Here is a 26,192-nt window from a genome sequence, read left to right as displayed (position 1 = left end):
CCGGACCGCCCGGCCGAGAGGGATCCGGCTCGGCGCCCACGGCCCTGCCGCCGCTCCCCGGGCCGGATCAGCCGTGCGTCCTCTGGTACGGAATCAGCGGCCAGGCCGCCTCGACTATCGCCTCGGGATTGCCGGAGCGCCGCAGGTACGCCTGGAAGTCGGCGGCCTGTTCGGCGGCCGCGGTCTCCTGGAGGGAGTGCAGGGCGCGCGGTGAAGGCCCCGCGACGGCGGGGTACTTCTCGCCGATCCGGCGCGCGACTCCGGCCGCCGCCGCGGCGTCCGCGCCCGCTTCGTGTGCGGCGTTCAGCGGTACGCCGTAGTGCACGCAGAGCGCCTGGAGGGCGCGCTTGCCCTTGCGGAAGCGGTCGACGTGCTTGTCGAGGATCAGCGGGTCGATCACCGGCGCGGGGACGTGCCCAAGGCGTTCGGTCAGGGTGCGCAGGCCGTGCCGGCGGCATTCGCGGTCCAGCAGCGAGAGGTCGTACCGGGCGTTCATCACCACCAGCGGGATGTCGGCGCGCAGCGCGTCCGCGAGGGCTTCGGTGATCTCCTCTATCGCGGTCATCGGCGGCGCACCGTGTTCCTGGACGTACGCGGTCGACATGCCGTGAATGGCCGCCGCCTCGTCCGGTACCGGCACGCCGGGGTCGAGCAGCCAGGTCTGCCGGGCCGCCGCCCGGCCGCCGCCCTCAAGACGGATGAGCGCCGCCGTGACGATGCGGTCCCGCTCGACGTCGGTGCCTGTGGTCTCCAGGTCGAATCCGACCAATAGGTCCTGATGCCAGCTCATGGCGGCCTCCTTCGGTGATGCGTCCCCCGTTGCTCGCACACTCTCGCATGCAGCACTGACAACCGGTCCGGCGCCCGCCGCCCGCAGGCGGCCGCGACCAGGTCAGGAAACCGGCCGGGAGTCCGCCCACTCGCTCTCGAATTCCTCGCGGTAGGTCTCGAAAAGACCGGCCTCGCCGTCGCTGCCCTCCCGGCCCGCGGTCTGGCGGACCACCTCGCGCCCGCCGCCGCGCAGCACGAGGACCGGGGACTCCATGCCGCGGCTCCTGCGGAGGTAGGTCTGGACGACGGCCAGGCCGTCGGGCCCGTCGCCGTCGACGAGGTACGCGGTGAAGCGCGGGGTCTCGTCGAAGACCTGGATCTCGAAGGCGCCCGGGTCGCGCAGGCGGGCCCGCACGCGCCGCATGTGCAGGATGTTCATCTCGATGGAGCGGCTCATCTCGCCCTTCTTCAGCCCTATTTCGCGCTCGCGGCGGCGGACGGCGCTGCTGGCGGGGTTGAGGAAGAGCAGGCGGATGCGGCAGCCGGACTCGGCGAGCCTGACCAGGCGCCGCCCTGAGTAGTTCTGGACGAGGAGGTTCAGCCCTATCCCCACCGCGTCGAGCCGGCGTGCGCCCCCGAAGAGGTCCTCCGCGGGCAGCTGGCGCTGGAGCCGCACCCGGTCGGCGTGCACCCCGACGACGTCGGCGTAGCGGTCGCCCACCAGGTCTTCGACGGCGTCGATGGGCAGCCGGCCCGAACTGCGGGTGCCGATTCCGGAGCCGAGTATGTCCAGCAGCCGGGCGGACGCGCGCTCGGCCTGGGCGAGGACGGTCTCGGAGAGCGCACGGTTGCGGGAGACGATGTTGCGGGCGACCTCCAGCTCGTCGAGGGCCAGTTCGACCTCACGGCGGTCGTCGAAGTACGGCTCGAAGCAGGGCCAGTGCTGCACCATCAGCTCGCGCAGCTGCGGGAGGGTCAGGAAGCTGACGATGTTGTCGTCGGCCGGGTCGAGGAGGTAGCCCTTGCGGCGGCTGACCTCACGGACCGCCACCGCGCGCTGGACCCATTCCTGACCGGCGGGCCCGGCCGCGGCGATCACCCATTCGTCGCCGTGCACCGGCTCGTAGACGGGGCGCAGCACCGCGGCGACGACGGCCCGCAGCCGCTGCTCGACGAGATTCAGCCAGATGTAGGCGCGACCGGCCCGCCGGGCACGGGTGCGCACCTCGGTCCAGGCGTCGGCGCCCCAGTCCAGTTCCGCGCCGATCTCCAGGGGACGCGCCAGGGACACCGCGCCGGGCGGTGCGTCGACGGAGCCGCCCTCATGGCCCTCGTGACCCTCGTCACCAGGGGGCAACTCCAGCCCGCCGCTCACCTGCCACCGCCTTCCGAACCTCCGTGCCAACGATCAAGGCAGACTACTGCGGCACGGGAGGCGGTGCAGCAGGATGGGTCGAGTCGTCCACCAACTCCCCTTATTCTGACTGCCTCTTGTACCGGGCGGACACGGCGGGCGTGAGCGGATTCATATCGGTTTCACCCCGATGGCACCCCGATGGCACCGCGGTGCCGTCCCGGCCGGGCCGCGGGACGCCGGACCGGGAGCCGCGCCGCCGGCCGGTACCGCCGCTGGTCCGCGCGGTCGGCGGGCCGTCCCGGAGTCCGTGGACGTGCCACGCGATGGAGTGGTTTCGCGGTGCCGTCGTTGACCCGGCGCGGGGCACGGCGGTCGCGCGGCGGTCTGCGATTGGCCGGAGTAGTACTGGTGCCGTAGCCCTGTGTGCGGTAGGCGGTACCGCGCCTGTCACAGGAGGTGTACCCGCCTGCGGCGGGACGGCCGGTACGTCGGGAGCGACGGCCCCATATGACGCCTCATTTGCCCACCTTCCGGCGAAGATTGCGCGATATGCCGCCTTCGGGCAGCACGGTGGGGAAGGATTCCGATGCGGTCCGCGGACGCGTGTCGTGGAGTCACCGAAGCCCCCGACGAGAAGGTGGAAGAGTCTCGCATGCAGGTCTGGCCGGGACAGACGTATCCGCTGGGTGCCACGTATGACGGTGCCGGCACCAACTTCGCGGTGTTCTCCGAAGCCGCGAAGCGCATCGAACTGTGCCTGCTGCACGACGACGGTTCGGAGACCGCCGTCGAGCTGCGGGAGGCCGACGCCTTCGTGCGGCACGCCTACCTTCCCGGGGTGATGCCGGGGCAGCGCTACGGCTTCCGGGTGCACGGCCCGTACGAGCCGGCCCGCGGACACCGCTGCAACTCCGCGAAGCTGCTCCTGGACCCGTACGCGCGGGCGATGAGCGGCCGCACCGACTGGGACGAGGCGGTCTACGGCTACCACTTCGGGCAGCCCGAGACACGCAACGACCTGGACTCGGCGCCGCACACCATGGCCTCGGTGGTCGTCAACCCGTACTTCGACTGGGGCGACGACCGGCCGCCGCGCACCGCGTACCACGAGACGGTGCTGTACGAGGCACACGTGAAGGGCCTGACGATGCGCCACCCGGACCTCCCGGAGGAGCTGCGCGGCAGCTACGCGGCGCTGGCGCACCCTGCGGTCATCGGCCATCTGACGAAGCTGGGGATCACGGCGCTGGAGCTGATGCCGGTGCACCAGTTCGTCCAGGATCACCGGCTGGTGGACGCCGGGCTCACCAACTACTGGGGCTACAACACCATCGGGTTCTTCGCCCCGCACAACACCTACGCCTCCTGGGGCGACCGCGGGCAGCAGGTGCTGGAGTTCAAGACGGCGGTGCGGGCGCTGCACCGTGCCGGGATCGAGGTGATCCTCGACGTCGTCTACAACCACACGGCCGAGGGCAATCACCTGGGCCCGACGCTGTCCTTCCGGGGGCTGGACAACGCCTCGTACTACCGCCTTTCGGACGACCGGCGTCACTACACGGACACCACGGGCACCGGGAACTCCCTGCTGATGCGCAGCCCGCACGTCCTCCAGCTGGTGATGGACTCGCTGCGCTACTGGGTGCAGGAGATGCACGTCGACGGCTTCCGGTTCGACCTGGCGGCGACGCTGGCCCGGCAGTTCCACGAGGTGGACCGGCTGTCGTCGTTCTTCGACCTGGTGCACCAGGATCCGGTCGTCAGCCAGGTGAAGCTGATCGCGGAGCCGTGGGATGTCGGCGAGGGCGGCTATCAGGTGGGCAACTTCCCTCCGTTGTGGACGGAGTGGAACGGCAAGTACCGGGACACCGTGCGGGACCTGTGGCGGGGCGAGCCGCGCACGCTGGCCGAGTTCGCCTCCCGGCTGACCGGGTCGTCCGACCTCTACCAGGGCGACGGCCGGCGCCCGATCGCCTCGGTGAACTTCGTGACCTGCCACGACGGGTTCACGCTGCACGACCTGGTGGCGTACAACGACAAGCACAACGAGGACAACGGCGAGGACAACCGGGACGGCGAGCAGTTCAACAGGTCCTGGAACTGCGGCGCCGAGGGCCCGACCGACGATCCGGGCATCCGCGCGCTGCGGGCCCGCCAGACGCGGAACTTCATCGCGACGCTGATGCTGTCGCAGGGCGTGCCGATGCTCAGCCACGGCGACGAGTTCGGACGCACCCAGCGCGGCAACAACAACGCGTACTGCCAGGACAACGAGCTGTCGTGGGTGCAGTGGCCGTCGGAGGGCGACGGTGCTTCTGGGGCTGAGGGGAGTGAGGAGGACGACGGGAAGCGGGAGTTGGCGGCTTTTGTGCGGCAACTGGTGTGGCTGCGGCGCGACCATCCCGTCTTCCGGCGCCGGCGATTCCTCCAGGGGCGTCCGGTGGAGGGAACCCACGACGCGCTGTCCGACATCGCCTGGTTCACCGCGAGCGGCGAGGAGATGGGGCCGCGCGACTGGCAGTCGGTGCACGCCAAGTCCCTGATGGTGTTCCTCAACGGCAGCTCGATCTCGGAGCCTGGCCCCCGGGGCGAGCCGATCGCCGACGACTCGTTCCTGCTGCTGTTCAACGCCCATGCGCACGAGAAGGAGTTCACGGTCCCGGCGCACCACGGACGGCAGTGGCGGATCGTGGTCGACACCGCCAGGCCGCGGGCGACCGCCGACGGGGCGTGCGCCCGGGTCAAGGCCGGCGATCAGCTGGCGCTCAGCGGCCGGAGCCTGCTGGTGCTGCAGCGGCCTACCTGACACGCGGCGGACCGAACGCCTGGCCGGGGGCGGCCCCGTCGGCGCCGGTGCGGAGGGCGAGGACGAGGACCAGGACGGCCGCGCCGACCGCGACGGCGAAGGCGGCGGCCGGGCCGCAGCAGCCGGCCGATCAGCGGCCCCGCCGCGGTCTGCCCGGCCGCGAGCGCGCCGCCCACCAGGCCCGCCGTGGTCAGGCTGCCGCTCGTCCGGGACACCAGCAGCAGGCTGCCCGGCCGGCACATGGCGGTGGGCAGCCTGCCGAGGAAGGACACGGCGGGCAGCAGCGGCCCGCCCAGCGCGATCACCCGGCGGTAGGAGGCGGTGACGGCGGTCATCTCCCGACGCCATCCACGGGGCGCCGCCGGGCCCAGCGGCGGGACGGACGAAGGCGGGCGGCCGGGCGGCGCCTCGCGTCGGAGGAAGCAACAAGCCGTCAACGGGGTACGGGTGTTCCCATGACACGCCCACCGAGTCCGCCGCCGACCGCCACCTACCGGCTCCAGCTCCAGCCGGACGTCCCGTTCGCCGCCGCCGACCAGGCCGTCCCGCATCTCGCCGCGCTGGGCGTCTCCCACCTCCCTCTGTCGCCGGTCCTGGAAGCGGTGCCCGGCTCCGCGCACGGCTACGACGTGGTCGACCACGCAGCGGTACGGGCGGAGCTGGGCGGCGAGGAAGGGCTGCGGGCGCTGGCCGCCACCGCCGCTTCGCACGGCCTCGGGCTGATCGTCGACATCGTGCCCAACCACATGGCCGTCCCGGCTCCGCTGTCGCTCAACGGGCCGCTGTGGCAGGTACTGCGGGACGGCCCCACAGCGCCCGCCGCGCGCTGGTTCGACATCGACTGGGAGGCGCACGGCGGCCGGCTGCTGCTGCCGGTGCTCGGCGGGCGGCTCGCCGACGAACGGGCGCACCTCCGCGTCGACGACGGGCTGCTGCGCTACCGGGAGCACGCCTTTCCGCTGCGCCCGGGGACCGAACACCTCCCGCAGGACCGCCTCCTGGACGCCCAGTGGTACCGCCTCGCCTGGTGGCGGCTGGCCCGCAGTGAACTCAACTACCGCCGCTTCTTCACCATTTCGGAGCTGATCGGGCTGCGCGTCGAGGACCCGGAGGTGTTCCACGCGACGCACGGCACGGTCCTGCGGCTGCTGCGTGAGGGCGTCATCGACGGGCTGCGCGTCGACCACCCCGACGGTCTGGCCGATCCCGCCGCCTATCTGGCGCGGCTGCACACCGCCTCCGGCGGGCGCCGGACGGTGGTGGAGAAGATCCTCACCGGCGGCGAACGGCTGCCGGACGGCTGGGCCTGCGCCGGAACCACCGGCTACGACGCGCTGCGCCACCTCGACGGCCTCTTCGTCTGCCCCCAGGGCGCGGGCCGGCTGTTCGCGCACTACCGCGACCACGCCACCCCCCTGGCCGACGAGGGCGGCGACTGGGAGGAAACGGTACGCCGGGCCGCGTACGAGGTGGTCACGCACGAACTGGCCGCCGAGGTCGAACGGCTGGTGCGGACCGCCTCGCGCCTCGCCGCCGGCGGCGGCGACCACGCGCCGTGGGCGCTGCGCCAGGCCGTCCGCGAACTCCTGGTGCGGCTGCCCGTCTACCGCCCCTACCCGGCCGACGGGGCGGCCGCCGGGCGGAACGCCGCGCTGCTCGACGCGGCGGCACAGGGCGCGCGGGCCACGTTCCGGGTGGCCGACGAGGCGCGGTCGGTGGACCTGATCCGCGATCTGGCACTGGGCCTCGGCGAACCGCAACCGGACGGCACGGCGCACCTCGGGGGCGGGCCGGACGGCGCCTCGCCCGCCGGCTTCGCCGCCCGGTTCGCGCAGACCGCGTCGGCGCTGCACGCCAAGTCCGTGGAGGACACCGCGTTCTACCGCTATCCGGTGCTGCTGTCCGCCTGCGAGGTGGGCGGCGACCCCGGCGAACCGGCGCTCGGCCCCGACGCGTTCCACGCGTACTGCGCCCGGGTGCAGCGGGACTGGCCGGCGACCTCGACGGTGCTCTCCACCCACGACACCAAACGCAGCGCCGACGTCCGGGCCCGGATCGCGGTGCTGTCCGAGTGCCCCGACCGGTGGCGGGACCTGCTGTCCGAGGTCGGCGCGCAGCCCACCGACGGGCCCGGATCGCCGCCCGCCGACGGGCCGGACGCCAGGGTGTCGTGGCTCGCCTGGCAGACCGCCTTCGGTCTCGGCTCGCCGTCAGCGGACGGCCCGTCGGCCGGCACCGGGGGCGGGGACGCCGGGCGGCTGACCACGGCGCTCCTCAAGTCGGTGCGGGAAGCGGGACTGCGCACCTCCTGGACCGCACCGGATCCGGCCTACGAGGATGCCGTCGCCGAGTTCGTCCGCACCGGCCCGTGCGGGCCCACAGCCGTCCCGCTGCGGGCGCTGGACGACGAGCTGGCGCCGTTCACCCGCGCCAATGTGCTGGGTGCCGCGCTGCTGCACCTGACGATGCCCGGCGTTCCCGACCTCTACCAGGGCACCGAGCGGGAGTACGCCGCCCTCGTCGACCCGGACAACCGGGCTCCCGCACGCTTCGCGCCCGAGCTGCTCGACGCGCTGGACGACGGCGCGGCGCCGATCGGCCTCTCCGCCGAGAAGCTGCGGCTGACGTCGATGGCGCTGCGGCTGCGGCGCGCGCATCCGGAGTGGTTCGGCGCCGCCGGTGCGTACGAGCCGCTGCCCGCGCAGGGGCCCGCGGCCGCGCACTGTGTGGCGTTCTGCCGCGCCGGGCGGGTGGTGCCGGTCGCGACCCGGCTGTCGCTGCGCCTGGTGGAGACCGGCGGCTGGTGGGACACCTCTCTGGAGCTGCCGGGCGGCGGGCCGTGGCGGGAGCTGCTGACCGGCCGCGTGGTGGCGGGCGGCGACGCGGTGCGGCTGAGCGCCCTGTTGGGGGTGTGGCCGGTGGCCCTGTTCGTACCGGAGGGGGACGAGCCGGTTCCGGAGACGGGCGGGTGAGGCGCCGGGCGGCGGAAATCCGGTTGCGCCGCCCGCCGCCGCCCGGCGAGCATCGCCGGGTACCTGCCGTCACACCTCGGGAGCATCGTCATGCGCGAATTCCTCGGAGCTTCTCAGTGCCCTGACCTGACGACAGTTTTCGAGGACCCGACCACTCATGCACTCCAGGAAGACCACACCGTGCTGCGGTGACACTCCGGCCGCAGGATCCGCCGACCCCGTCCGCCACACCCTGAACATCGGGATTCTGGCGCACGTCGACGCGGGCAAGACCAGCCTCACCGAGCGGCTGCTCTTCGACACCGGCGTCCTCGCGCGCCTCGGCAGCGTCGACGCGGGCGACACCCGTACCGACACCGGCGAGCTGGAGCGGCGGCGCGGCATCACCATCCGTGCGGCCGTCGCCTCCTTCACCGTCGGCGACGTGCGGATCAACCTCATCGACACACCGGGCCACTCCGACTTCATCGCCGAGGTCGAACGCGCCCTGGGCGTGCTCGACGGCGCCGTCCTGGTGCTGTCCGCCGTCGAGGGTGTCCAGGCCGGCACCCGCGTCCTGATGCGGACCCTGCGGCGGCTGCAGCTGCCGACCCTGCTCTTCGTCAACAAGATCGACCGGGCGGGCGCGCGCGACGCGGAGCTGCTCGCCGACATCCGCCGCGCCCTCGTCCCGGTGCCGGTCCCGATGGCCGCCGTCGCCGGGGCCGGCACGGCGCAGGCCCGGGTGACGGCGTACACCCTGGACGATCCGGCGGCCCGCGACCGGCTCGCCGAGACCGTCGCGGAGGCCGACGACGCGCTGCTCGCCCGGCTCGTCGACGGGCCGCCGCCCGGCATCCGTGAGGTGCGGGCGGCGCTGGCCGCCAGGACCGCCGACGGCGGGGTGCACCCGGTGTACTTCGGTTCGGCGCTCGGCGGCCAGGGCGTCGGCGCGCTCATCGACGGCATGGCCCGGCTGATCCCGCCGGCCCCGGCGGGCGGCACGGGCCTGCCACGCGGCACGGTGTTCGCCGTCACGCAGCCGCCGCACGGCGAGCGGACCGCCCATGTGCGGCTCTACGACGGCGAGTTGCGGCCCCGCCAGCGGAGCGCCCTGCACCGCACGGGCCCGGACGGCACAAGCACCACTCTGACCGGCCGGATCACCGCCCTCGACGTCATCGGCGCACCGCCCGGCGCACGCGGCCCGCTCACACCGGGCAACATCGCGGTACTGCGCGGCCTGCCCGGGATCCGTACCGGCGACGTGCTGGGCCCCGCGGACACTCCCGATGCGGGCGGTCAACGGGTCGTACCGGGGCGGCTGTTCCCCGCACCGACGCTGGAAACCCTGGTCAGGGCCCGCCGTCCGGCCGACGCGGCGGCGCTGCGCGGCGCGCTGCTGGCGCTGGCCGACCAGAACCCGCTGCTCCAGGTCCGTGCCGCCGACGGCGGTGCGACCTCGCTGCTGCTGCACGGCGAGGTGCAGAAGGAGATCATCGCGGCCACGCTCCACGACGAGCACGGCATCGCCGCCGACTTCGCGCCGAGCCGGGTGGTGTGCACCGAACGGCCCGCCGGGAGCGGCGAGTCCTGCCACGAGATCGCCCGGCGCGAGCACGACGGCCCGTGGGCCACGGTCGGCCTGCGGGTCGAACCCGGCGCCCCGGGCTCAGGCCCCGTCTTCGCGTACGAGACGGAGCTGGGCGCGCTGCCGCACGCGTTCCACCAGGCCGTCGAGGAGAGCGCCCTGACGGGCCTGCGCCGCGGGCCGCACGGCTGGGCGGTGACCGACTGCCGGGTGGTGCTGACCCGTTCGGGATTCGTCGGCCCGCTGAGCTGCGCGGGCGACTTCCGTACGGCCACGGCGCAGGTGCTGCGCAGCGCGCTGCGCCGGGCGGGCACCCGGGTCCACGAGCCGTATCACGCGTTCGACGCGGAGGTGCCGGCCGATGCGCTCGCGGCGGTCTGCGCGCGGCTGGCGGCGCAGGGCGCGGACATCCGCGAGACGTCCGGCGGCCGGGACCGCTGGCTGGTGTCCGGGGTCCTGCCGGCCCGCCGGGTCCGGGTCTGTGAGGAGTTGCTGCCGGGGCTGACCCGGGGCGAGGGGCGGTGGAATTCGCACCCGTCGGGGGACCGGCCGCTGCCGACCGGGGTGTCCCTGCCGGGCGGGTTCGCCGGCGGCTGAGCGGGGGCCGCCGGGGGCGTCAGGGGCCGTTTCCGCGCTCCGTCAAGACGTAATCCACATGTCCGAAAGTGATGTGATCGCCGGGCCCCACCGGCACCTCGCCCACCACCCGGCGGCCGTTGACGCAGGTGCCGTTGGTGGAGCCGAGGTCGCGCAGCATCCAGCCCTTGCCCTCGCTGCGCAGTGCGGCGTGGGAGCGCGACACCGTCTCGTGGTTCAGCCGGAGGCCGACACCCGGCGCCCGGCCGATCGTCAGCGGGATGGGCCCCGGCGACGGGAGCATCAGCTTGGGCAGCCGCTCCGTGCGCCAGGCCCGGCGGATCCTGATGTGGAAGGCCGACATCCGGCCCACCATCCGCAGCACCGCACCCTGGGCCTTGCCGCGGCTCTCCAAGTCGGCCGTGGCCAGGGAGAGTTCGGAGCACGCCTGGGCGGTGAGGACCAGTTCGAGCCGCCGCAGAAAGGTGTCCTGGGACAGTCGTCCCTCCGCCGCGCCCTCGCGCAGCACGTGCAGCGCACGTTCCCGGTCCGCGTCCGACGGGCGCGCCGGCCGCGCGGGGAAATCGAGCGAAGTCATGACGGTGATTCTCCGGCGCGCACGAGCCGCTGTCCAGGCGAGGTACCCGTCCCGCGCGGACGCCGCACCCGGGGCACGCACCGGCACGACGCGAACGGGCGCGGGCCGACCGGCGCGTTGTCGGCCGCTCCCGCCACGTCGGCCCGGCGGGCGGCGCGTCGGCGTGTTTCCTTCGGGGCACCCGCGTCGCGCCGTACCTGTCGTCCGGCGCACCGGGCGCGGGCGACGACGAAGGAGTCAGCCGTGCTGTTCGAGGTGTGGGCGCCGGACGCCGCGCAGGTCACGCTCCGGTGGGCGGGCGCGCGCGCCGGGGAACGGGCACTGTCCCTGGCCCGCGACACCGCCCGCGAGGGCTGGTGGCACATCGAGGCGGCGGCCCGGCACGGCGACCGCTACGCCTACCGGATCGACGGCGGCCCGCCGCTCCCCGACCCGCGCGCGGCCCGGCTGCCGGAAGGACCCGGCGGCCCCGGCGCCGTCGTCGACCACACCCGCTTCGACTGGCAACAGCCCTGGCAGGGCCGCCCGCTCCCCGGCGCCGTCCTCTACGAACTGCACGTCGGCACGTGCACGCAGCAGGGCACCTTCGACGCCGCGGCCGCGCACCTGGCGCACCTCGCGGCCCTGGGCATCACCCACGTCTCCCTGATGCCGGTCTGCCCCTTCCCCGGCACCCACGGCTGGGGCTACGACGGGATCGCCCCCTGGGCGGTGCACGAACCGTACGGCGGTCCCGACGGGCTCAAGCGGTTCGTGGACGCGGCGCACGGCCACGGGCTCGGCGTCGTCCTCGACGTGGTGCACAACCACCTCGGCCCGTCGGGCAACTGCCTCCCGTCCTTCGGCCCGTACTTCACCGCGACGCATCACACACCGTGGGGCGCCGCGGTCAACCTCGACGCTCCCGGCTCCGACGAGGTGCGCCGGTACCTCGTCGGCAGTGCACTCGGCTGGCTGCGCGACTACCGCATCGACGGGCTCCGTCTGGACGCCGTGCACGCGCTGCGCGACACCCGCGCCCGGCACTTCCTCGCGGAGCTGTCCGCCGCGGTGGACGCGCTCGCCGGACACCTGCGGCGGCCGCTGTTCCTGATCGCCGAGTCCGATCTCAACGACCCGCGGACCTGCACGCCGCGCGCGGCCGGCGGCCACGGGCTGCACGCGCAGTGGAACGACGATGTCCACCACGCCCTGCACACCGCGCTGACCGACGAATCCCAGGGCTACTACGCCGACTTCGCGCGCGCCCCGCTCGCCGCCCTCGCCAAGACCCTGACCGGCGGCTTCTTCCACGACGGCAGCTATTCCCGCTTCCGGGGCCGGTCGCACGGCGCACCGCTGGACCGGCACCGCACCCCCGCGCACCGCCTGCTCGCCTACGCGCAGAGCCACGACCAGATCGGCAACCGGGCACACGGCGACCGGCTCGCCGCCACCGTGTCCCCCGGCCTGCTGGCCTGCGCGGCCGCGCTGGTGCTGTGCGGTCCTTTCACCCCGATGCTGTTCATGGGCGAGGAGTGGGGCGCGCGGACCCCGTGGCAGTACTTCACCGACCACACCGACCCGGAACTGGCCGAGGCCGTACGGGCCGGGCGGCGCCGGGAGTTCGCCGCCCACGGCCGGGGCGGGCACGGCGCTTCGGCGGACGGCCGGCCCGACCCGCAGGACCCGGCCACCCGCGAGCGCTGCGTCCTGGACCGGACCGAGGCCACCACCGCGCCGCACGACGCGCTGCTGTCCTGGCACCGCACGCTGATCGCGCTGCGGCACGAACTGCCCGCGCTGACCGACCCCGACCTGACCGCCACCCACGTCACGTACGACGAGCGGGCACGGTGGCTGCTGCTGCGCCGCGGCCCGGTCCTGGTGGCGGTGAACCTGTCCGGGGAGACCGCGGCGGTGCCGCTGGGCACACCGGATCCGCGCCCGCTGGCCGGCTGGCCCGCGCCCGGACACCCCGGCCCCGACGGCGTGCTGCGACTGCCCCCGGAGTCGGCCGTGATCCTGGCCTGAACCGGCCTCCACCGGCCGGAAGAGCCCCGCTCGCCCGACCGTCCACCCGGCTCCCCCGTGGTGGACACTACGTCCATGCCCCTGCGTATCTCCGACCTGCTGGCCCGGCCCGGCCTCGCCCTGTCCGCCGCCTACGACATCCCGGAGCCGCTGCGCGCGCGGACCATCGAGGCGGCGACCGTCTCGGATCTGCGGCAACCGGGCAAGTGGCTACAGGGCGGCGAACTGCTGATGTCCGTCGGCCTGTTGCTGCCGATGGAGCCCGCCGCCTGCCGGGCGTACGTCCAGGACGTCGCCGACGGCGGCGCGGCCTGCCTGGCGCTGGGGCTCGGCCAGGGGCTGCCGTTCCAGGAGGCGCCGCGCCCGCTGGTGGACGCCGCGCGTGCGGCCGGGCTGCCGCTGCTGACCGTGCCGGACGAGGTGCCGTTCATCGCGGTCACCAAGGCGGTCTTCGACGCGCGGGCCCACGAGCAGCGCGAGATGCTGGCGCGGGCGTTCGCCACCCAGCGCCGGCTGACCGCGGCGGCCGCAGGCGACGGGCTGCGGCCGATGCTCCAGGAGTGGACGGCGGCGACCGGTGTGGGGGCCGCGGTGCTCGACCCGCTGGGCCGGCTGCTCGCCTCGGGCGGCGGCCCCGGCACCGGGACGGACGGAGCGGCGCCGGACGAGGCCCGCGACCTGATCGAACGGGTCGCCGCCCGCGGGCTCCGCGGCAGCGCCGCCAGCACGGTCGCCGGCCGGCAGCTGGAGGTCCAGCCGCTCGGTGCCCGCACGCTGCGCGGCCTGCTGCTGCTCACCGGCCGCCCGGACGGCGCGGCCCGTTCGGTGGTGCCCGGCCTGGTCTCGCTGCTCTCGCTGGAGCTTGAGCGCCGTCATCTGCGCGACGAGCCGGAACGGCGCCGCAGGTCGGCGCTGCTGTCCGAGCTGCTGGCCGGCGAAGGGCCCGGCGCCGAGCGGGCCCGCGGCCTGCTGGCGTCGGTGGGCCTCGCCGCCGACCGGGTGCGCGGCATCGTGGTCGAGGCGCCGGGCGGTCCTGACGACGGGGCGCGGGAGGCGGCGGCGCAGGAGTTGGCCGCCGCGCTGGCGCTCGCGCTGCCCGGCGGTCTGGTCCGGGTGGCGGGCGGGGCGGTCGAGGCGGTGGCGGGCGAGGACCTGGGCATCCGCGAGGTGCTCGGCAGGTTCGCGCCGCACCGCCCGGCCGGTATCGGTCCTGCCACGGCGCCCGAGTCGGTCCGGGTGTCGCTGCGCCAGGCGGCGGGGCTGCTCGGCGTGAGCCGGGCGGCGGGCGAGCCGGCCGAGGCCCGGCAGAGCGAGACCAGCCGGCTGCTGCTCGGCCTGGGCGACCGGCACACCCTGCTCGGCTACACGGACAGCGTGCTGGGCCCGCTCGATCTCGCGGACAGCGGCGGGGAGTTGCTGGCGACCCTGGCGGCCTGGCTGGAGACCGGCGGCGCCTGGGACGCCACCAGCCGGCGGCTCGGCGTCCACCGGCACACCGTCCGCAACCGCCTGGACAAGGTCATGGCCCTCACCGGGCGGCGGCTCGACGACGCCGACGACCGCTTCGACCTGTGGCTCGCCCTCCGCATCCGCCGCGGCGGCACCCCGCCCGCGCGCGGCCCCGGCCAGGAACGTCCATGAGGCCGGGCCCCACTCCGCCGCCCCGCCACCCCGTCCACCTCTTTCGTCACCCCTCCCCCACCGTCTTTACTGCGAACGTGACTTACGAGATCCGCGCGACCGGCCCGCTGCCCACCATCGACCGGCCCCGGCCCGACCGGGCCGCCCGGGGCGGCAAACTGGTCGCCGTCAGCGACCTGCACGTCAGGTACACCGAGAACCGCGACATCGTCGAACAGCTGGCCCCGGAGTCGGACGAGGACTGGCTGCTGGTCGCCGGGGACGTCGGCGAGCACATCGACGACATCCGCTGGGCACTGACCCGGCTCAGCGAACGCTTCGCCAAGGTCGTCTGGGTTCCGGGCAACCACGAACTGTGGACGCCGAACAGCGACCCGGTACAGCTGCGCGGCGTCGCCCGCTACGAGCATCTGGTGGAGATCTGCCGCGAGTTGGGGGTGGTGAGCCCCGAAGACCCGTACCCGGTGTGGGAGGGCGAGGGCGGGCCCGCGGTCATCGCGCCGCTCTTCCTCCTCTACGACTACTCGTTCCGGCCGGCGGGCACGGACACCAAGGAAGCGGCGCTCGCCGTCGCCCACGACGCCGGAGTGGTATGCAGCGACGAGTACTTCCTGCACCCCGACCCGTACCCCACCCGCGACGCGTGGTGCCGGGCCCGGCTGGCGGCCACCGAAGCCCGGCTCGCCGGGATCCCCGAAGAGCTGCCCACCATCCTCGTCAACCACTTCCCGCTGGTACGCGAGCCGCTCCGGCCGCTGCGCTACCCGGAATTCTCCCTGTGGTGCGGCAGCGAGGCGACCGCCGACTGGCCCCGCCGCTTCCGTGCCGCGACCGTCGTCTACGGGCATCTGCACATCCCGCGGCTGCTGACCTGCGACGGCGTCCCGCACCAGGAAGTGTCGCTGGGCTACCCGCGGGAGTGGCGCGGGCGGGCGAAGGAGCCGGGCCGCCCGGTGCAGATCCTGCCGCCGGTGACCACCGGGGCGACGGCATGATCGACAAGCTGCTGCCCCCGCCGATCGCGGTGTCCGAGGCGTTCAACGACCGTCCGCTGTCCGACATGTTCCCCGAGGAACGGGCGGCGGTGGCCCGCGCGGTCCCCGTCCGCCAGCACGAGTTCGGCACCGTACGCGCCTGCGCCCGCGCCGCCCTGGCCGAGTTCGGCATCGCGCCCGCGCCCCTGCTGCCGGGCCCCGACCGGGCACCGCGCTGGCCCGACGGGCTGGTCGGCGCGATGACCCATTGCACCGGCTACCGCGCGGCCGCGGTCGCCCGCGCCACGGACTTCGCCTCCGTCGGACTGGACGCGGAACCCCACCAGCCGGTCAAGGACGCCGGAGTCGTCGACCTCGTCACGCTCCCCGAGGAACGCGAGCAGCTCTCCCGGCTGCGCGCCGCACAGCCCGACGTCCACTGGGACCGGCTGATCTTCAGCGCCAAGGAAAGCGTCTACAAGGCGTGGTACCCGCTCACCGGCCGCTGGCTGGACTTCGAACAGGCCCACCTCACCCTCGACCCGACGAACGCCACCTTCGCCGCCCGCCTCCTGGTGGAAGGCCCCCGGGTCGACGGCGCCCGGATCACCACCTTCCACGGCCGCTGGCTGGTCGCGTCGGGGCTCGTGGTCACGGCGATCACGGTGCCGCGCTGACGGGCCGGACGGGGACGCGGCGGGGCGCCGGCGGAGCGGTCCGCCGGCGCCCCGTACGCTCCCGCGCGGGCCGCGGCCCTCAGCCCCCGTCCGCCGCCAGCCGCAGCGAGATCGAGTTGATGCAGTACCGCTGGTCGGTGGGGGTCGGGTAGCCCTCGCCCTCGAAGACGTGGCCGAGGTGGGAGCCGCAGCGGGCGCAGCGGACCTCGGTGCGCAGCATGCCGTGTGAGCGGTCCTCGATGAGTTCCACGGCGTCGGTGTCCTTCGGGTCGTAGAAGGACGGCCAGCCGCAGTGGCTCGCGAACTTGGTGTCGGAGCGGAACAGTTCGGCGCCGCAGCCGCGGCAGGAGTAGACACCCGTGGTCTCGGTGTCGGTGTACTCACCGACGAAGGCGGGCTCGGTGCCGGCCCGGCGGAGCACCTGGTACTCCGCGGGGCTCAGCTCCGCGCGCCACTGTTCGTCGGGCTTGTCGATCTCGTACGGCATCTGGGGCCTCCTCAGCTCAGCTGCCCAGGCGGGACAGGATGGCGGGGCCGAGGTCGGTCACATCGCCCGCGCCCATGGTGAGAACAAGGTCACCGGGCTCGGCCATTCCTGCGATCACGTCCGGGATCGCGGCGCGGTCGCTCTCGGCGGTGACCTCGGCGCCCGCCGCACGGGCCGCGTCGATGATCAGGGCGCTGGTGACGCCGGGGACCGGGTCCTCGCGTGCCGGGTAGATGTCCAGGACCACGGAGGCGTCGGCGAGGGCGAGTGCCTGGCCCATTTCCGTGCCCAGCTCCTGGGTGCGGGAGAAGAGGTGGGGCTGGAAGACGACCAGGACGCGGGTGTCGGCAGCGGCGCCGCGGATGGCCTCCAGGTCGGCGGTCATCTCGGTGGGGTGGTGCGCGTAGGAGTCGATGACCTGGACGCCGGCCGCCTCGCCCTTGAGCTGGAGGCGGCGCTTGACTCCGGTGTAGGTGCCGAGCGCGGAGGCGAGGTTGTGCGGCGGCAGGCCCAGGGCGATGCCGGCGGCGAGCGCGGCGACGGCGTTGAGCGCGTAGTGCCTGCCGGGGACGGAGACGGTGAAGGTGAGGATCCGGCCGGTGACGAGGGAGACGCTGACGTCGCTGGTCAGGCCGCGCGGGTTGATCTTGAGGATGCGGACGTCGGCGTCCTGCGACTCGCCGTAGGTGACGACCTCGATGTCGTACCGGCCGGAGACCTTCTCGGTCAGCTCGCGGGCGCCGGGCTGGTCGGCGCAGACGACGAGGGTGCCGCCGGGCCGCACCCGGCCGATGAACGTCTCGAAGGACTCGTAGATCTCGTCCATCGAGGCGTAGTTGGCGTGGTGGTCCAGCTCGACGTTGAGGACGATGGCGACCTCGGGGGCGTACTTGTGGAAGCTGCGGTCGCTCTCGTCGGCCTCGGCCACGAAGATCTCGCCGCTGCCGTGTTCGGCGTTGGAGCCGGGGGTGTCGAGGTCGCCGCCGATGGCGTACGACGGCTTGAGGCCGAGCGAGGTCAGCGAGACGGCGAGCATGGACGTGGTCGTCGTCTTGCCGTGGGTGCCCGCGACAGCGATCGGGCGGCGGCCGTCCATCAGGGAGGCGAGCGCGTCGGAGCGGTGCACCACCGGGATGCCGCGTTCGCGGGCGGCGGCCAGCTCGGGGTTGTCGTCGCGGATCGCGGAGGAGACGACGACGCCGGTGGCGTCCTCGGCCAGATGCTCTGCGGCGTGGCCGATGTGGACCGTGGCGCCCAGCTCACGCAGGGCCTGGGCGGTCGCGGACTCCTTGGCGTCGCTGCCCGCCACCTTGGCGCCGCGCTGCGCGAGGATCTTGGCGATGCCCGACATGCCGGCTCCGCCGATGCCGATGAAGTGCGGCCGGTCCATCGAGGCTGGGATGGCGGATGCCATGGGTGGGTCTCCCTGATCGTCGCGAGCGGTCGTGCTGACGTTGATTCTCGCACCCCGCACCGTCAGCGCCGGATCAGACCTTGCGCGGTGCCCGCGGCGACCGCCGAGGTACGGGAGTCGACACCGAGCTTGGCGTAGATGTGCACGAGGTGGGACTTGACGGTGGCCTGGCTGAGGAAGAGCTTTTTGCTGATCTGCGCGTTGGACAGGCCGTCGGCGACGAGTTGCAGGACCTCGGTCTCGCGGCGGGTCAGGGCGGTGGCGGGCGCCCGCATCCGGTCCATCAGCCGCAGCGCGATGGTCGGCGCCAGCGCCGACTTGCCGGCCGCCGCGGTGCGGACGGCGGCCGCCAGTTCCTCGGGCGGTGCGTCCTTGAGGAGGTAGCCGGTCGCTCCGGCCTCGATCGCCGCGAGGATGTCCGCGTCGCTGTCGTACGTGGTCAGGACCAGGACGCGGGGCGCGCCTTCACGGGCGGTGATGGCGGCGGTGGCCTGGGAGCCGCGCATCTCGCCGCCGAACCGGAGGTCCATCAGGACCACGTCGATGCCGGGCCGCTCCGCGAGGGTGACGGCCGCTTCGGCGGTGGGGACGTCGGCGACGACCTCGAAGCCCGGTTCGGTCTCCAGCACGGCGCGCAGTCCGGCCCGTACGACGGGGTGGTCGTCGGCGAGCAGCAGCCGGATCGGGGCGGCGGCCGTCACGGGGCGGCCCCGCCCTGTGGCACCGCCGGGTCCGCCGGTGCGCAGGTCCGCTCCGGCACCGGCAGGGTGACGGCGACCGCGGTGCCCTCGCCGGGGGCGGACTCGACGGCGAGGGTGCCGTGCAGCGCGCGGGCGCGGGCGCGCATCGCGGCGAGGCCGAATCCGGCGCCGGTGGCCGCGGCGGAGCCGGCCGGCGGGACGTCGGACGGGGCGAATCCGGCGCCGTCGTCGACGACGTCCAGGGCGACCTCCGTGTCCATGTAGCTGAGCGTCAGCTCGGCGCGGCCGGCTCCGGCGTGCCGGACGGTGTTGGCGAGCGCCGACTGCGCGATGCGCAGCAGGGCGACCTCGTGCGGGGTCGGCAGTTCGGTGGGCATGCCGGAGACCTGGCAGTGCACGGCGAGGCCGGTGGAGCGCGCGGTGGTGGCGCACAGCCGTTCCAGCGCGGCCGGCAGCGATCCCGCCTCCAGGTCGGGCGGGCTCAGCTCGCGGACGAACCTGCGCGCCTCGGCGAGGTTGTCGACGGCGGTCGTACGGGCGTGCCGTACGTGCCCCAGGGCGGTGTCGGCCCGCTGTGGCAGGGCACGTTCGGCGGCCCGCAGCAGCAGCTGGATGCTGGACAGGCCCTGCGCGAGGGTGTCGTGGATCTCCCGGGCCAGCCGCTCGCGTTCGGCGAGCACTCCGGCGGCGTGTTCGGCGGCCGCCAGGTCGCTGCGGGCCGCGGTCAGCTCCTCGATGAGCCGGCGGCGCTGCTCGCTCTCCCGGTAGAGGGCCTGGTAGCCGAGGACGACGGCGACCGCGACCGCCGCGCCGAGCACAGGGCCGATGACCGTACCGACATTGAGGGTGTGGGTGTGCCGGGCGAATCCGGCGATGGCGACGGCGGTGGTCACGGCGACGGCCGGCAGCGCCCAGCGCGGCGGCAGCAGGTGCAGCTGCACGAAGAAGAGCGGGAAGGCCAGCCAGATGCCGTCCTGGGTGAGGGCCAGCAGCACCATCCACACGACGGCCACGACACCCAGCCAGAGGGCGGCGGCACCGGATGACGGACGGACGCGGGGCAGCGCGGGCCCGGCGGCGTAGCAGGCGAACAGCACGACGGCCGCGGCGGTGACGGCGACGGCGTGCGGGCCGTGCTCCGCCACCGCGCGGGCCGCGGCGAGCGCCAGCAGCGCGGCCACCATCAGATGGAGGCAGCCGCGCAGCACGCGCAGTACGGGGGTGAGGGAAAGGTCGGTCACGGCCTTTCCAGATTAAGTGCCGCCTCCGGGGGCGGCATCAATCGAAAGGTGGAGCGCGGGCGCCCCCTTTCGATTCCGGTGAAGCCCTCCCCGGCGCGATGCCCGCACCCCCTGCCGGGCGCGACGGTGGGGACCAGTCGCCGGGCGGTGGGTCCGGCAGCCGGAGGGAAGGAAGGCCGGACCTGTGTTCGTCGCCTGGAAAGACCTGAGATTCGCCAGGGGCCGGTTCGCCCTGATGGGCACCGTCATCGTGCTGATCACGGTGCTGGTCGGCCTGCTGTCGGGACTGACGGCCGGCCTGGGCCGGGAGAACACCTCGGCGATCACCTCGCTGCCCGCCGATCACCTGGTGTTCTCCGCGCCGGCCGACGGCGGCACGGTGTCCTTCGCCGACTCCCGGCTGTCCGGCAGGAGTGTGCGGGGCTGGTCGCAGGTGCCGGGAGTGGAGCGCGCCGAGCCGCTGGGCATCGCCACCGCCAAGGCGGAGGCGGGCAGCAGGACGGCTGCGGTGTCGGCGTTCGCCGTCGGGCCCGGCTCGCGGCTGGCGCCGGAGGCGGGCAGGATCGCCGACGGCCGGGCCGTGCTGTCGCAGCAGGCCGCCGACGACCTGGGGGTGCGGGCCGGGGATTCGGTCGGCGTGGGAGGCCGGACGGTGCGGGTGGCAGCGGTGTCCGGTGCCGCGATGTACAGCCATACGCCGGTGATCTGGACGTCGCTCGGTGACCGGCAGAAGCTACCCGGCGGCTCGGGCGGCGCGACCGTGCTCGCCCTGACCACCTCCGGGTCGCCCGACCTGGCTGCCGCCGACAAGCGGCTCGGCACCCGTACCGTCACCGCCGCCGCCTCGCTGGAGGGCATCGGTTCCTACAGCGCGGAGAACGGCTCGCTCCAGTTGATGCGCGGCTTCCTGTTCGCGATCTCGGCGCTGGTCATCGGGGCGTTCTTCACCGTCTGGACGATTCAGCGCAGCGGCGATGTGGCGGTGCTCAAGGCGCTGGGCGCCTCGACCGGCTATCTCCTGAAGGACGCGCTCGGCCAGGCCGTCGTCCTGCTGGTGCTCGGCACCGGCGTCGGCACCGCGCTCGCGGCCGGGTTCGGTGCCGCGGTCGGCGGGGCCGTGCCGTTCGTCCTGGATCCGTCGACCGTGCTGGTTCCCGCGCTGGTCATGATCGCGCTCGGTGCCGTGGGCGCCGCGCTCTCCATCCGCCGCATCACCTCCGTCGACCCGCTGACCGCCCTGGGAAGTGTCCGATGAGCCTCGAACTGACCGATGTCACCCTTACCTACCCCGACGGCGGGGCCCGCCTGACCGCCCTGGACAAGGTGTCGCTCACGGTGCCGGCCGGCACGCTGACCGCCGTGATCGGCCCGTCGGGCTCCGGCAAGTCCAGCCTGCTGGCCGTGGCGGCAACGCTGATCACGCCGGACAGCGGCCGGGTGGTGATCGCGGGCCGGGACACCGCGGGCCTCGACCGCGGCACCCTGACGGCGCTGCGCCGCACCACCATCGGGACCGTTTTCCAGCAGCCGAACCTGCTGCCGTCGCTGACCGCGGCCGAGCAGCTCCAGGTGATGGCACATCTGGACGGGCGCTCACCCCGAAAGGCCAGGGCGCGGGCGCTGGAGCTGCTGGCCTCCGTCGGCCTGGCCGATCAGGCGGGCAAGCGGCCGCACCAGCTGTCCGGCGGCCAGCGGCAGCGGATCAACATCGCGCGGGCGCTGATGAACGACCCGGCGGTGCTGCTGGTGGACGAGCCGACCAGCGCCCTGGACCACGAGCGCGGCGCCGCGGTGCTCGACCTGCTGACCACGCTCACCCACCGGCGCGCCACGGCGACGGTGCTGGTCACCCACGACCGCTCGCACCTGGACGCGGTGGACGCGGTCGCGGAGGTGACCGACGGGCGGCTCACGGGTGCGTAACGACAGGCCCCGGCTCAGCCTCCCGCGGTCTGGGCCGGGTCGTCGGGTGCGTGGGAGAACAGCTTGAGGACCGGTACGCCCACCTTGTGCCGGGCCCGCGAGGCCCAGTCGCGGTGGAAGAACTCCTCCACGAAGTGCGGGGTGGTCAGCACGATCACCTCGTCCGCACCCGTCTCCTCGACGGTGGACCGCAGCAGATCCAGCGGGTGGTGCTCGACGACCTGGCCGACGGCCTCGGCCCCGGTGTCCCGCAGCGCGGCCAGGGTATGGGCCAGCGCCTGCTCGGCCGGCACCTCCGCCCGGCTGCCGCCCGGCTCCTCCCCCTCGCGTACGGCGTCGTCGAACTCGCCGAGTGCGACGTCGTCGATCGCCCGCAGCAGGATGTCCTGCGCACCGCGCGGCTGCATGAGGACGACGAAGGAGACCTGATCGTCGCCGTGCAGGGTGGTCACGAAGTCCACATCGGCGGGCGTCAGAGGCTTCTCGATCATCAATACGCTCGTGATCACGACGGGCGCCCTTCTTCTCTTCTTCCGGGTCACCGCATGGCACGGCACCCCACAGAAACCATCCTGCCCCGTCGCCACCGGGGCCTGTGACATCCAGTTTGCCCAAAGGAAGCGAAGCGGAACGGGTAATTCCGCTGATTGTCAGCTTCGACGGTAATGGGTGAACAGGAACCCGGCCTCTTCCAGTACGGACACCAGACCGAATCGCTCGGGCACCGGGACGGCGGGACCGCTCATGATCCGCGGCGCGTCCCCCACCGCAACGACCGGCGCCAGTGAAAGGCACATCTCGTCCAGCGCACCGGCCGCGGCGAACTGCCCCAGCAGCGCGGGGCCGCCCTCGGTGAGCAGCCGACGGTACCCCCTCCCGGCCAGCACCCCGGCCACCCGGGCGGGATCGACGCCGAGCCCCTCGCCGGCGAACAGCACCCCGGCCCCGGCCTCCCGCGCCGCCGCCACCCTGCCTGCGGGCGCACCGGCCCCGGTCAGCACGAGCGTCGGCACCAACGGCCCGGTGAACAGCGGCAGCGTGAAGTCCAGGCCGAGCCCGGCGGTCACGATCACGATGGCGGGGGCCGGAGCCTGCCCCGCGGCCGCCCGCCGCGCGGCGAACGCCTCCCGGGCGCGGGCCGGTCTGTACCCCTCCTGACGAACCGTTTCCGCGCCCACCACGACCGCATCCGCCAACCCCCGCAGCACACCGAAGATCCGCATGTCGGCGGCCCCGGACAGCGGCTGCGAGCGGCCGTCGTGATGAGCCGCGCCGTCCAGCGACGCCACCATGTTCGCGCGCAGCCACCCGGTACGCCCGGCCCGCACCGGATCGTCGGCCGCCGGATACGCGTAGGAGTCCGCGAGTTCGTCGAGCGTCCACTCACGGTCGGTGTTCGCGGCGTCCCCGGGCGGGACGGCCGGGTCGGGAAGCGGGTACAGGCGTCGCATAGGCGGCAGTGTGACATGTCTCGCCCTGCACACCAGGCCATACCGCCCAGCGACTAGGCTGGAGCGTTGTGTCGTCACCCCAGCCCTCGTCGTCCTCTTCCGCCCCGTCCGCTCCGATAGCCGAGCCGCCGGACGGCGGGAGCACGGCCGCGCCCGTCGCGCTGAGTTCCCGCGCCCCGCAGGTCCCGGCGGACCGGCTCGTCGCCGAGATGGTGCCGCCGCCGCGCTTCCAGGGCGCCCGCTTCGACACCTACATCCCCGACACCAAACAGCCCAGCCAGTCCGAGGCCGTCCAGGTGCTCAGCACGTTCGCGGCGGGCATCGGCGGCTCCGCGGACGCGGGCAGCGCCAAGCGCCGCTGGTTCGCCAAGAAGCCGGCCACGCCGAAGGGCCCGCGCGGCGTCTACCTCGACGGCGGCTACGGCGTCGGCAAGACCCACCTGCTGGCCTCCCTGTGGCACGCCACCGACGCACCGCCCGAGCGCAAGGCGTTCGGCACCTTCGTCGAGCTGACCAACCTCGTCGGCGCGCTCGGCTTCCAGCAGACCGTCCGCACCCTCGGCGAGCACCGCCTGCTGTGCATCGACGAGTTCGAGCTGGACGACCCGGGCGACACGGTGCTGGTCTCCAGCCTGCTGTCCCGGCTGGTGGAAGCCGGTGTGGCGCTCGCCGCCACCTCCAACACGCTGCCCGGCAAGCTCGGCGAGGGCCGGTTCGCCGCCGCCGACTTCCTGCGCGAGATCCAGGGCCTGAGCGCGCACTTCCGGCCGCTGCGCATCGACGGCGACGACTACCGCCACCGCGGCCTGCCCCAGGCCCCCGCCCCGTACGACGACGAGACCGTCACGCGTACCGCCCACCGCACCCCGGGCGCCTCGCTCGACGACTTCCCCTCCCTCCTGGAACACCTGTCCCAGGTGCACCCCAGCCGCTACGGCGCGATGTGCGACGGCATCCGGGCGGTCTGCCTCACCGATGTCCAGGCCGTGCCCGACCAGTCCACCGCGCTGCGCCTGGTGGTACTCGCCGACCGGCTCTACGACCGCGAGGTGCCGGTCCTGACCTCGGGCAAGGCGTTCGACGAGCTGTTCAGCGACGAGATGCTGCGCGGCGGCTACCGCAAGAAGTACTTCCGCGCGATCTCCCGGCTGACGGCGCTGGCGCGCGACGCGGGCCCGTTGGTCGCGCCGTAGCGGACGGCCGTCCGCCGCTTCGGGCACCCGGATGAGGCGCCCGGCCCGCCTGGTTCCCGGCGGCCGGGGCACGTGGTACACACATGCGCATCACGTCACCTGTCCGCCAGCAGGGAGTTGCCCATGTCCGCGACACGACGTCAGATCCTCACCAGAACCGGCGCGCTGGGCGTCGGCATCGCCTTCACCGGAAGCTTCTCGGAGCTCTTCGCCGGGACCGCGACCGCCCGCGGCATGGGCCGGCACGGCTACGGACCGCTGGTGCCCGACCCCGACGGCCTGCTCGACCTGCCCGCGGGCTTCCGCTACACCGTGCTCTCGCGCGAGGGCGACCCGCTGGTCTCCGGTGGGGGCAAGGTGCCCAGCAACTGCGACGGCATGGCCGCATTTCCCGGCCCGCCCTCCGCCCGCGGCCGCACCCACCTGGTACGCAACCACGAGAACCGCACCGGCTCCCGCTCCCCGGTGCCGGCCGTCCCCGGCCTGACCTACGACCCGGGCGCCGAGGGCGGCTGTACGGCACTGGAGCTGGACGCGGACAACTCCGTACGCTCCGAACGGGTCGCCATCGCCGGTACGTCCACCAACTGTGCGGGCGGCCACACCCCGTGGAACACCTGGCTGACCTGCGAAGAGACCGAACACCTGGCCGGCGAGGAGAACTACACCAAGGACCACGGCTTCATCTTCGAGGTCGATCCCTACGATCCGCGCCGGACCGGCGCCGTGCCGCTCACCGCGATGGGCCGCTTCCAGCACGAAGCAATCGCGGTGGACCCGGGCACCGGCGCGGTCTACGAGACCGAGGACGCCTTCGAGAAGCCGTTCGGGCTCTTCTACCGCTTCCTGCCCGACAGGCCGCGCGGCGGCCGCGGTTCGCTGCGGGCCGGCGGCCGCCTCCAGGCCCTGCGGGTGCCCGGCGTCCCCGACCTCTCCACGATCCAGCAGCCCGGCACCGTCCTCGACCACCTGACCTGGGTGGACGTCCCCGACCCACTGGCCCGCCGAACCCCCGTCCGTTTCCAGGACTTCGGGCCGCGTGGCATCACCCACGCCCAGAAGCTGGAGGGCTGCTACTGGGGCGGCAGCTGCGTCTACTTCGTCTCCAGCTTCGCGCACAGCGAGGAGGGCTCGGCCGCCGACCACTACGGCCAGGTGTGGAAGTACGAGCCGAAGCAGCGCCGGCTCACGCTGGTCGTCGTCTTCGGCCCGGACAGCGACCTCCAGCTCCCCGGCGAGTCCCCCGACAACATCTGCCTCGCGCCCGGCGGCGGCCTGATGGTGTGTGAGGACGGCGGCGGTGCCCAGCACGTCTTCGGGCTGACCCGGCGCGGCCGGGTCTACGCGATGGCCCGCGGCCGACAGAACATCGGCACCCCGGAGAAACCGGCATGGGGCGAGTTCGCCGGCGTCACCTTCTCCCCCGACTACCGCAGCATGTACGTCAATTGCTACACACCGGGCACCACGTTCGCGGTCACCGGGCCCTGGTCACACTGAACCGGTTCCTGGCTGCCGGGACGGACGGAACCGGGCCGGGGCAGGAGGCTAGCCGGAGCAGGCCGAGCGCGCGGCCTCCTGCCATGCGCAGACCGGGCAGAACACGATGCCGGGGCAGGTCTCGGGGTACTCGGTGGGCTCGCCGCACCGGACGCAGTCGGCGAGCGGCACCGTGGCGGGCGCGCCCTGCTCGGGGTGCGAGGTACCGGCCGTCCCCATCCCGCCGGTCCGTCCCCTGCCGGCGCCCGCGCCCGTTTCCGTGCTCATCGGTGCCGCACCGTCCGTCCGCCGCTCGCGCTCGCACATACGCCCGAGCCTACGCCCGTG

At 73.9% G+C, this 26,192-nt stretch carries 21 protein-coding genes and 1 pseudogene; 11 read left to right on the top strand and 11 right to left on the bottom strand.

Annotated features, from left to right (window positions below; all coding sequences use genetic code 11):
* Positions 1-67: 67 nt before the first annotated feature.
* Entirely contained in the window at positions 68-790 is a 723-nt protein-coding gene (locus tag LIU39_RS04200; protein WP_227044666.1) for an exonuclease domain-containing protein, read from the bottom strand.
* Positions 791-892: 102 nt separating this feature from the next.
* Entirely contained in the window at positions 893-2,146 is a 1,254-nt protein-coding gene (locus LIU39_RS04195; protein ID WP_227044664.1) for a DUF5919 domain-containing protein, read from the bottom strand.
* 634 nt (positions 2,147-2,780) lie between these two features.
* On the opposite strand from LIU39_RS04195, the gene glgX reads away from it, so the two are divergent.
* Positions 2,781-4,934: a glycogen debranching protein GlgX gene (glgX, locus tag LIU39_RS04190; protein ID WP_227044663.1), complete on the top strand. Its 2,154-nt coding sequence runs from the start codon at positions 2,781-2,783 to the stop codon at positions 4,932-4,934.
* A gap of 101 nt (positions 4,935-5,035) precedes the next feature.
* Here glgX and LIU39_RS04185 read toward each other — a convergent pair.
* Positions 5,036-5,269 (bottom strand): annotated as a pseudogene (locus tag LIU39_RS04185) (MFS transporter); the annotation flags it as partial.
* 120 nt (positions 5,270-5,389) lie between these two features.
* On the opposite strand from LIU39_RS04185, the gene treY reads away from it, so the two are divergent.
* A complete protein-coding gene (gene treY, locus LIU39_RS04180; protein ID WP_227044660.1) occupies positions 5,390-7,906 on the top strand; it encodes a malto-oligosyltrehalose synthase in 2,517 nt (838 codons plus the stop codon).
* A gap of 157 nt (positions 7,907-8,063) precedes the next feature.
* Positions 8,064-10,073, top strand: a complete 2,010-nt coding sequence (gene otr(A), locus LIU39_RS04175; protein ID WP_227044658.1) for a tetracycline resistance ribosomal protection protein Otr(A) — start codon at positions 8,064-8,066, stop codon at positions 10,071-10,073.
* A gap of 19 nt (positions 10,074-10,092) precedes the next feature.
* On the opposite strand, the gene LIU39_RS04170 is transcribed toward otr(A), so the two are convergent.
* On the bottom strand, positions 10,093-10,650 hold the full coding sequence (locus LIU39_RS04170; protein WP_227044656.1) for an FHA domain-containing protein: 558 nt from the start codon (positions 10,648-10,650) through the stop codon (positions 10,093-10,095).
* A 243-nt stretch (positions 10,651-10,893) separates the two neighbouring features.
* Between LIU39_RS04170 and treZ the strand changes: the two genes are divergently transcribed.
* The 4 genes from treZ to LIU39_RS04150 all read left to right on the top strand — a co-directional run bounded on the left by treZ (position 10,894) and on the right by LIU39_RS04150 (position 15,955).
* Positions 10,894-12,663 (top strand): malto-oligosyltrehalose trehalohydrolase, encoded by a 1,770-nt coding sequence (gene treZ, locus LIU39_RS04165; RefSeq protein ID WP_227044655.1) that lies wholly within the window; start codon positions 10,894-10,896, stop codon positions 12,661-12,663.
* A 75-nt stretch (positions 12,664-12,738) separates the two neighbouring features.
* Positions 12,739-14,304, top strand: a complete 1,566-nt coding sequence (locus LIU39_RS04160) for a PucR family transcriptional regulator (RefSeq protein ID WP_227044654.1) — start codon at positions 12,739-12,741, stop codon at positions 14,302-14,304.
* A gap of 77 nt (positions 14,305-14,381) precedes the next feature.
* Positions 14,382-15,299, top strand: coding sequence for a metallophosphoesterase family protein (locus LIU39_RS04155; protein WP_372463803.1), 918 nt, complete (start codon positions 14,382-14,384; stop codon positions 15,297-15,299).
* A complete protein-coding gene (locus tag LIU39_RS04150) occupies positions 15,296-15,955 on the top strand; it encodes a 4'-phosphopantetheinyl transferase family protein (protein WP_227044652.1) in 660 nt (219 codons plus the stop codon). The genes LIU39_RS04155 and LIU39_RS04150 overlap by 4 nt, the downstream gene beginning before the upstream one ends.
* Positions 15,956-16,034: 79 nt before the next feature.
* On the opposite strand, the gene msrB is transcribed toward LIU39_RS04150, so the two are convergent.
* The 4 genes from msrB to LIU39_RS04130 all read right to left on the bottom strand — a co-directional run bounded on the left by msrB (position 16,035) and on the right by LIU39_RS04130 (position 19,741).
* Complete coding sequence (msrB, locus tag LIU39_RS04145) at positions 16,035-16,442, bottom strand: peptide-methionine (R)-S-oxide reductase MsrB (RefSeq protein WP_227044648.1); 408 nt, start codon at positions 16,440-16,442, stop codon at positions 16,035-16,037.
* A gap of 16 nt (positions 16,443-16,458) precedes the next feature.
* Entirely contained in the window at positions 16,459-17,856 is a 1,398-nt protein-coding gene (gene murC / locus LIU39_RS04140) for a UDP-N-acetylmuramate--L-alanine ligase (RefSeq protein ID WP_227044646.1), read from the bottom strand.
* A 62-nt stretch (positions 17,857-17,918) separates the two neighbouring features.
* Positions 17,919-18,557 (bottom strand): response regulator, encoded by a 639-nt coding sequence (locus LIU39_RS04135; RefSeq protein WP_227044645.1) that lies wholly within the window; start codon positions 18,555-18,557, stop codon positions 17,919-17,921.
* Entirely contained in the window at positions 18,554-19,741 is a 1,188-nt protein-coding gene (locus tag LIU39_RS04130; RefSeq protein WP_227044791.1) for a sensor histidine kinase, read from the bottom strand. Before LIU39_RS04130 ends, LIU39_RS04135 begins: the two co-directional genes overlap by 4 nt.
* Before the next feature lie 241 nt (positions 19,742-19,982).
* Here LIU39_RS04130 and LIU39_RS04125 point away from each other — a divergent pair, with 241 nt between their 5' ends.
* On the top strand, positions 19,983-21,053 hold the full coding sequence (locus LIU39_RS04125; RefSeq protein WP_227044642.1) for an ABC transporter permease: 1,071 nt from the start codon (positions 19,983-19,985) through the stop codon (positions 21,051-21,053).
* Positions 21,050-21,721 (top strand): ABC transporter ATP-binding protein, encoded by a 672-nt coding sequence (locus tag LIU39_RS04120; protein WP_227044640.1) that lies wholly within the window; start codon positions 21,050-21,052, stop codon positions 21,719-21,721. The genes LIU39_RS04125 and LIU39_RS04120 overlap by 4 nt, the downstream gene beginning before the upstream one ends.
* A 14-nt stretch (positions 21,722-21,735) precedes the next feature.
* Here LIU39_RS04120 and LIU39_RS04115 read toward each other — a convergent pair whose 3' ends face one another.
* Entirely contained in the window at positions 21,736-22,212 is a 477-nt protein-coding gene (locus LIU39_RS04115; RefSeq protein WP_227044788.1) for an indole-3-glycerol phosphate synthase, read from the bottom strand.
* Positions 22,213-22,371: 159 nt separating this feature from the next.
* A complete protein-coding gene (locus tag LIU39_RS04110) occupies positions 22,372-23,172 on the bottom strand; it encodes a dihydrofolate reductase family protein (protein WP_227044639.1) in 801 nt (266 codons plus the stop codon).
* Between the two features lie 68 nt (positions 23,173-23,240).
* Here LIU39_RS04110 and zapE point away from each other — a divergent pair, with 68 nt between their 5' ends.
* Together zapE and LIU39_RS04100 are read left to right on the top strand one after the other, a co-directional pair.
* Entirely contained in the window at positions 23,241-24,365 is a 1,125-nt protein-coding gene (gene zapE / locus LIU39_RS04105) for a cell division protein ZapE (protein WP_372463801.1), read from the top strand.
* Between the two features lie 123 nt (positions 24,366-24,488).
* On the top strand, positions 24,489-25,865 hold the full coding sequence (locus tag LIU39_RS04100) for an alkaline phosphatase PhoX (RefSeq protein WP_227044637.1): 1,377 nt from the start codon (positions 24,489-24,491) through the stop codon (positions 25,863-25,865).
* 48 nt (positions 25,866-25,913) lie between these two features.
* Here the strand turns inward: LIU39_RS04100 and LIU39_RS04095 are convergent, their stop codons facing one another.
* Complete coding sequence (locus LIU39_RS04095; RefSeq protein ID WP_227044805.1) at positions 25,914-26,132, bottom strand: hypothetical protein; 219 nt, start codon at positions 26,130-26,132, stop codon at positions 25,914-25,916.
* Between the last annotated feature and the right edge of the window lie 60 nt (positions 26,133-26,192).

The sequence above is a fragment of the Streptomyces pinistramenti genome (genome assembly GCF_020564935.1).
In the GTDB taxonomy this organism is placed as follows: Bacteria; Actinomycetota; Actinomycetes; order Streptomycetales; family Streptomycetaceae; genus Streptomyces; species Streptomyces pinistramenti.
Note: the sequence above shows the minus strand (reverse complement) of the source record. Positions and strands in the feature narration are given on the sequence as shown.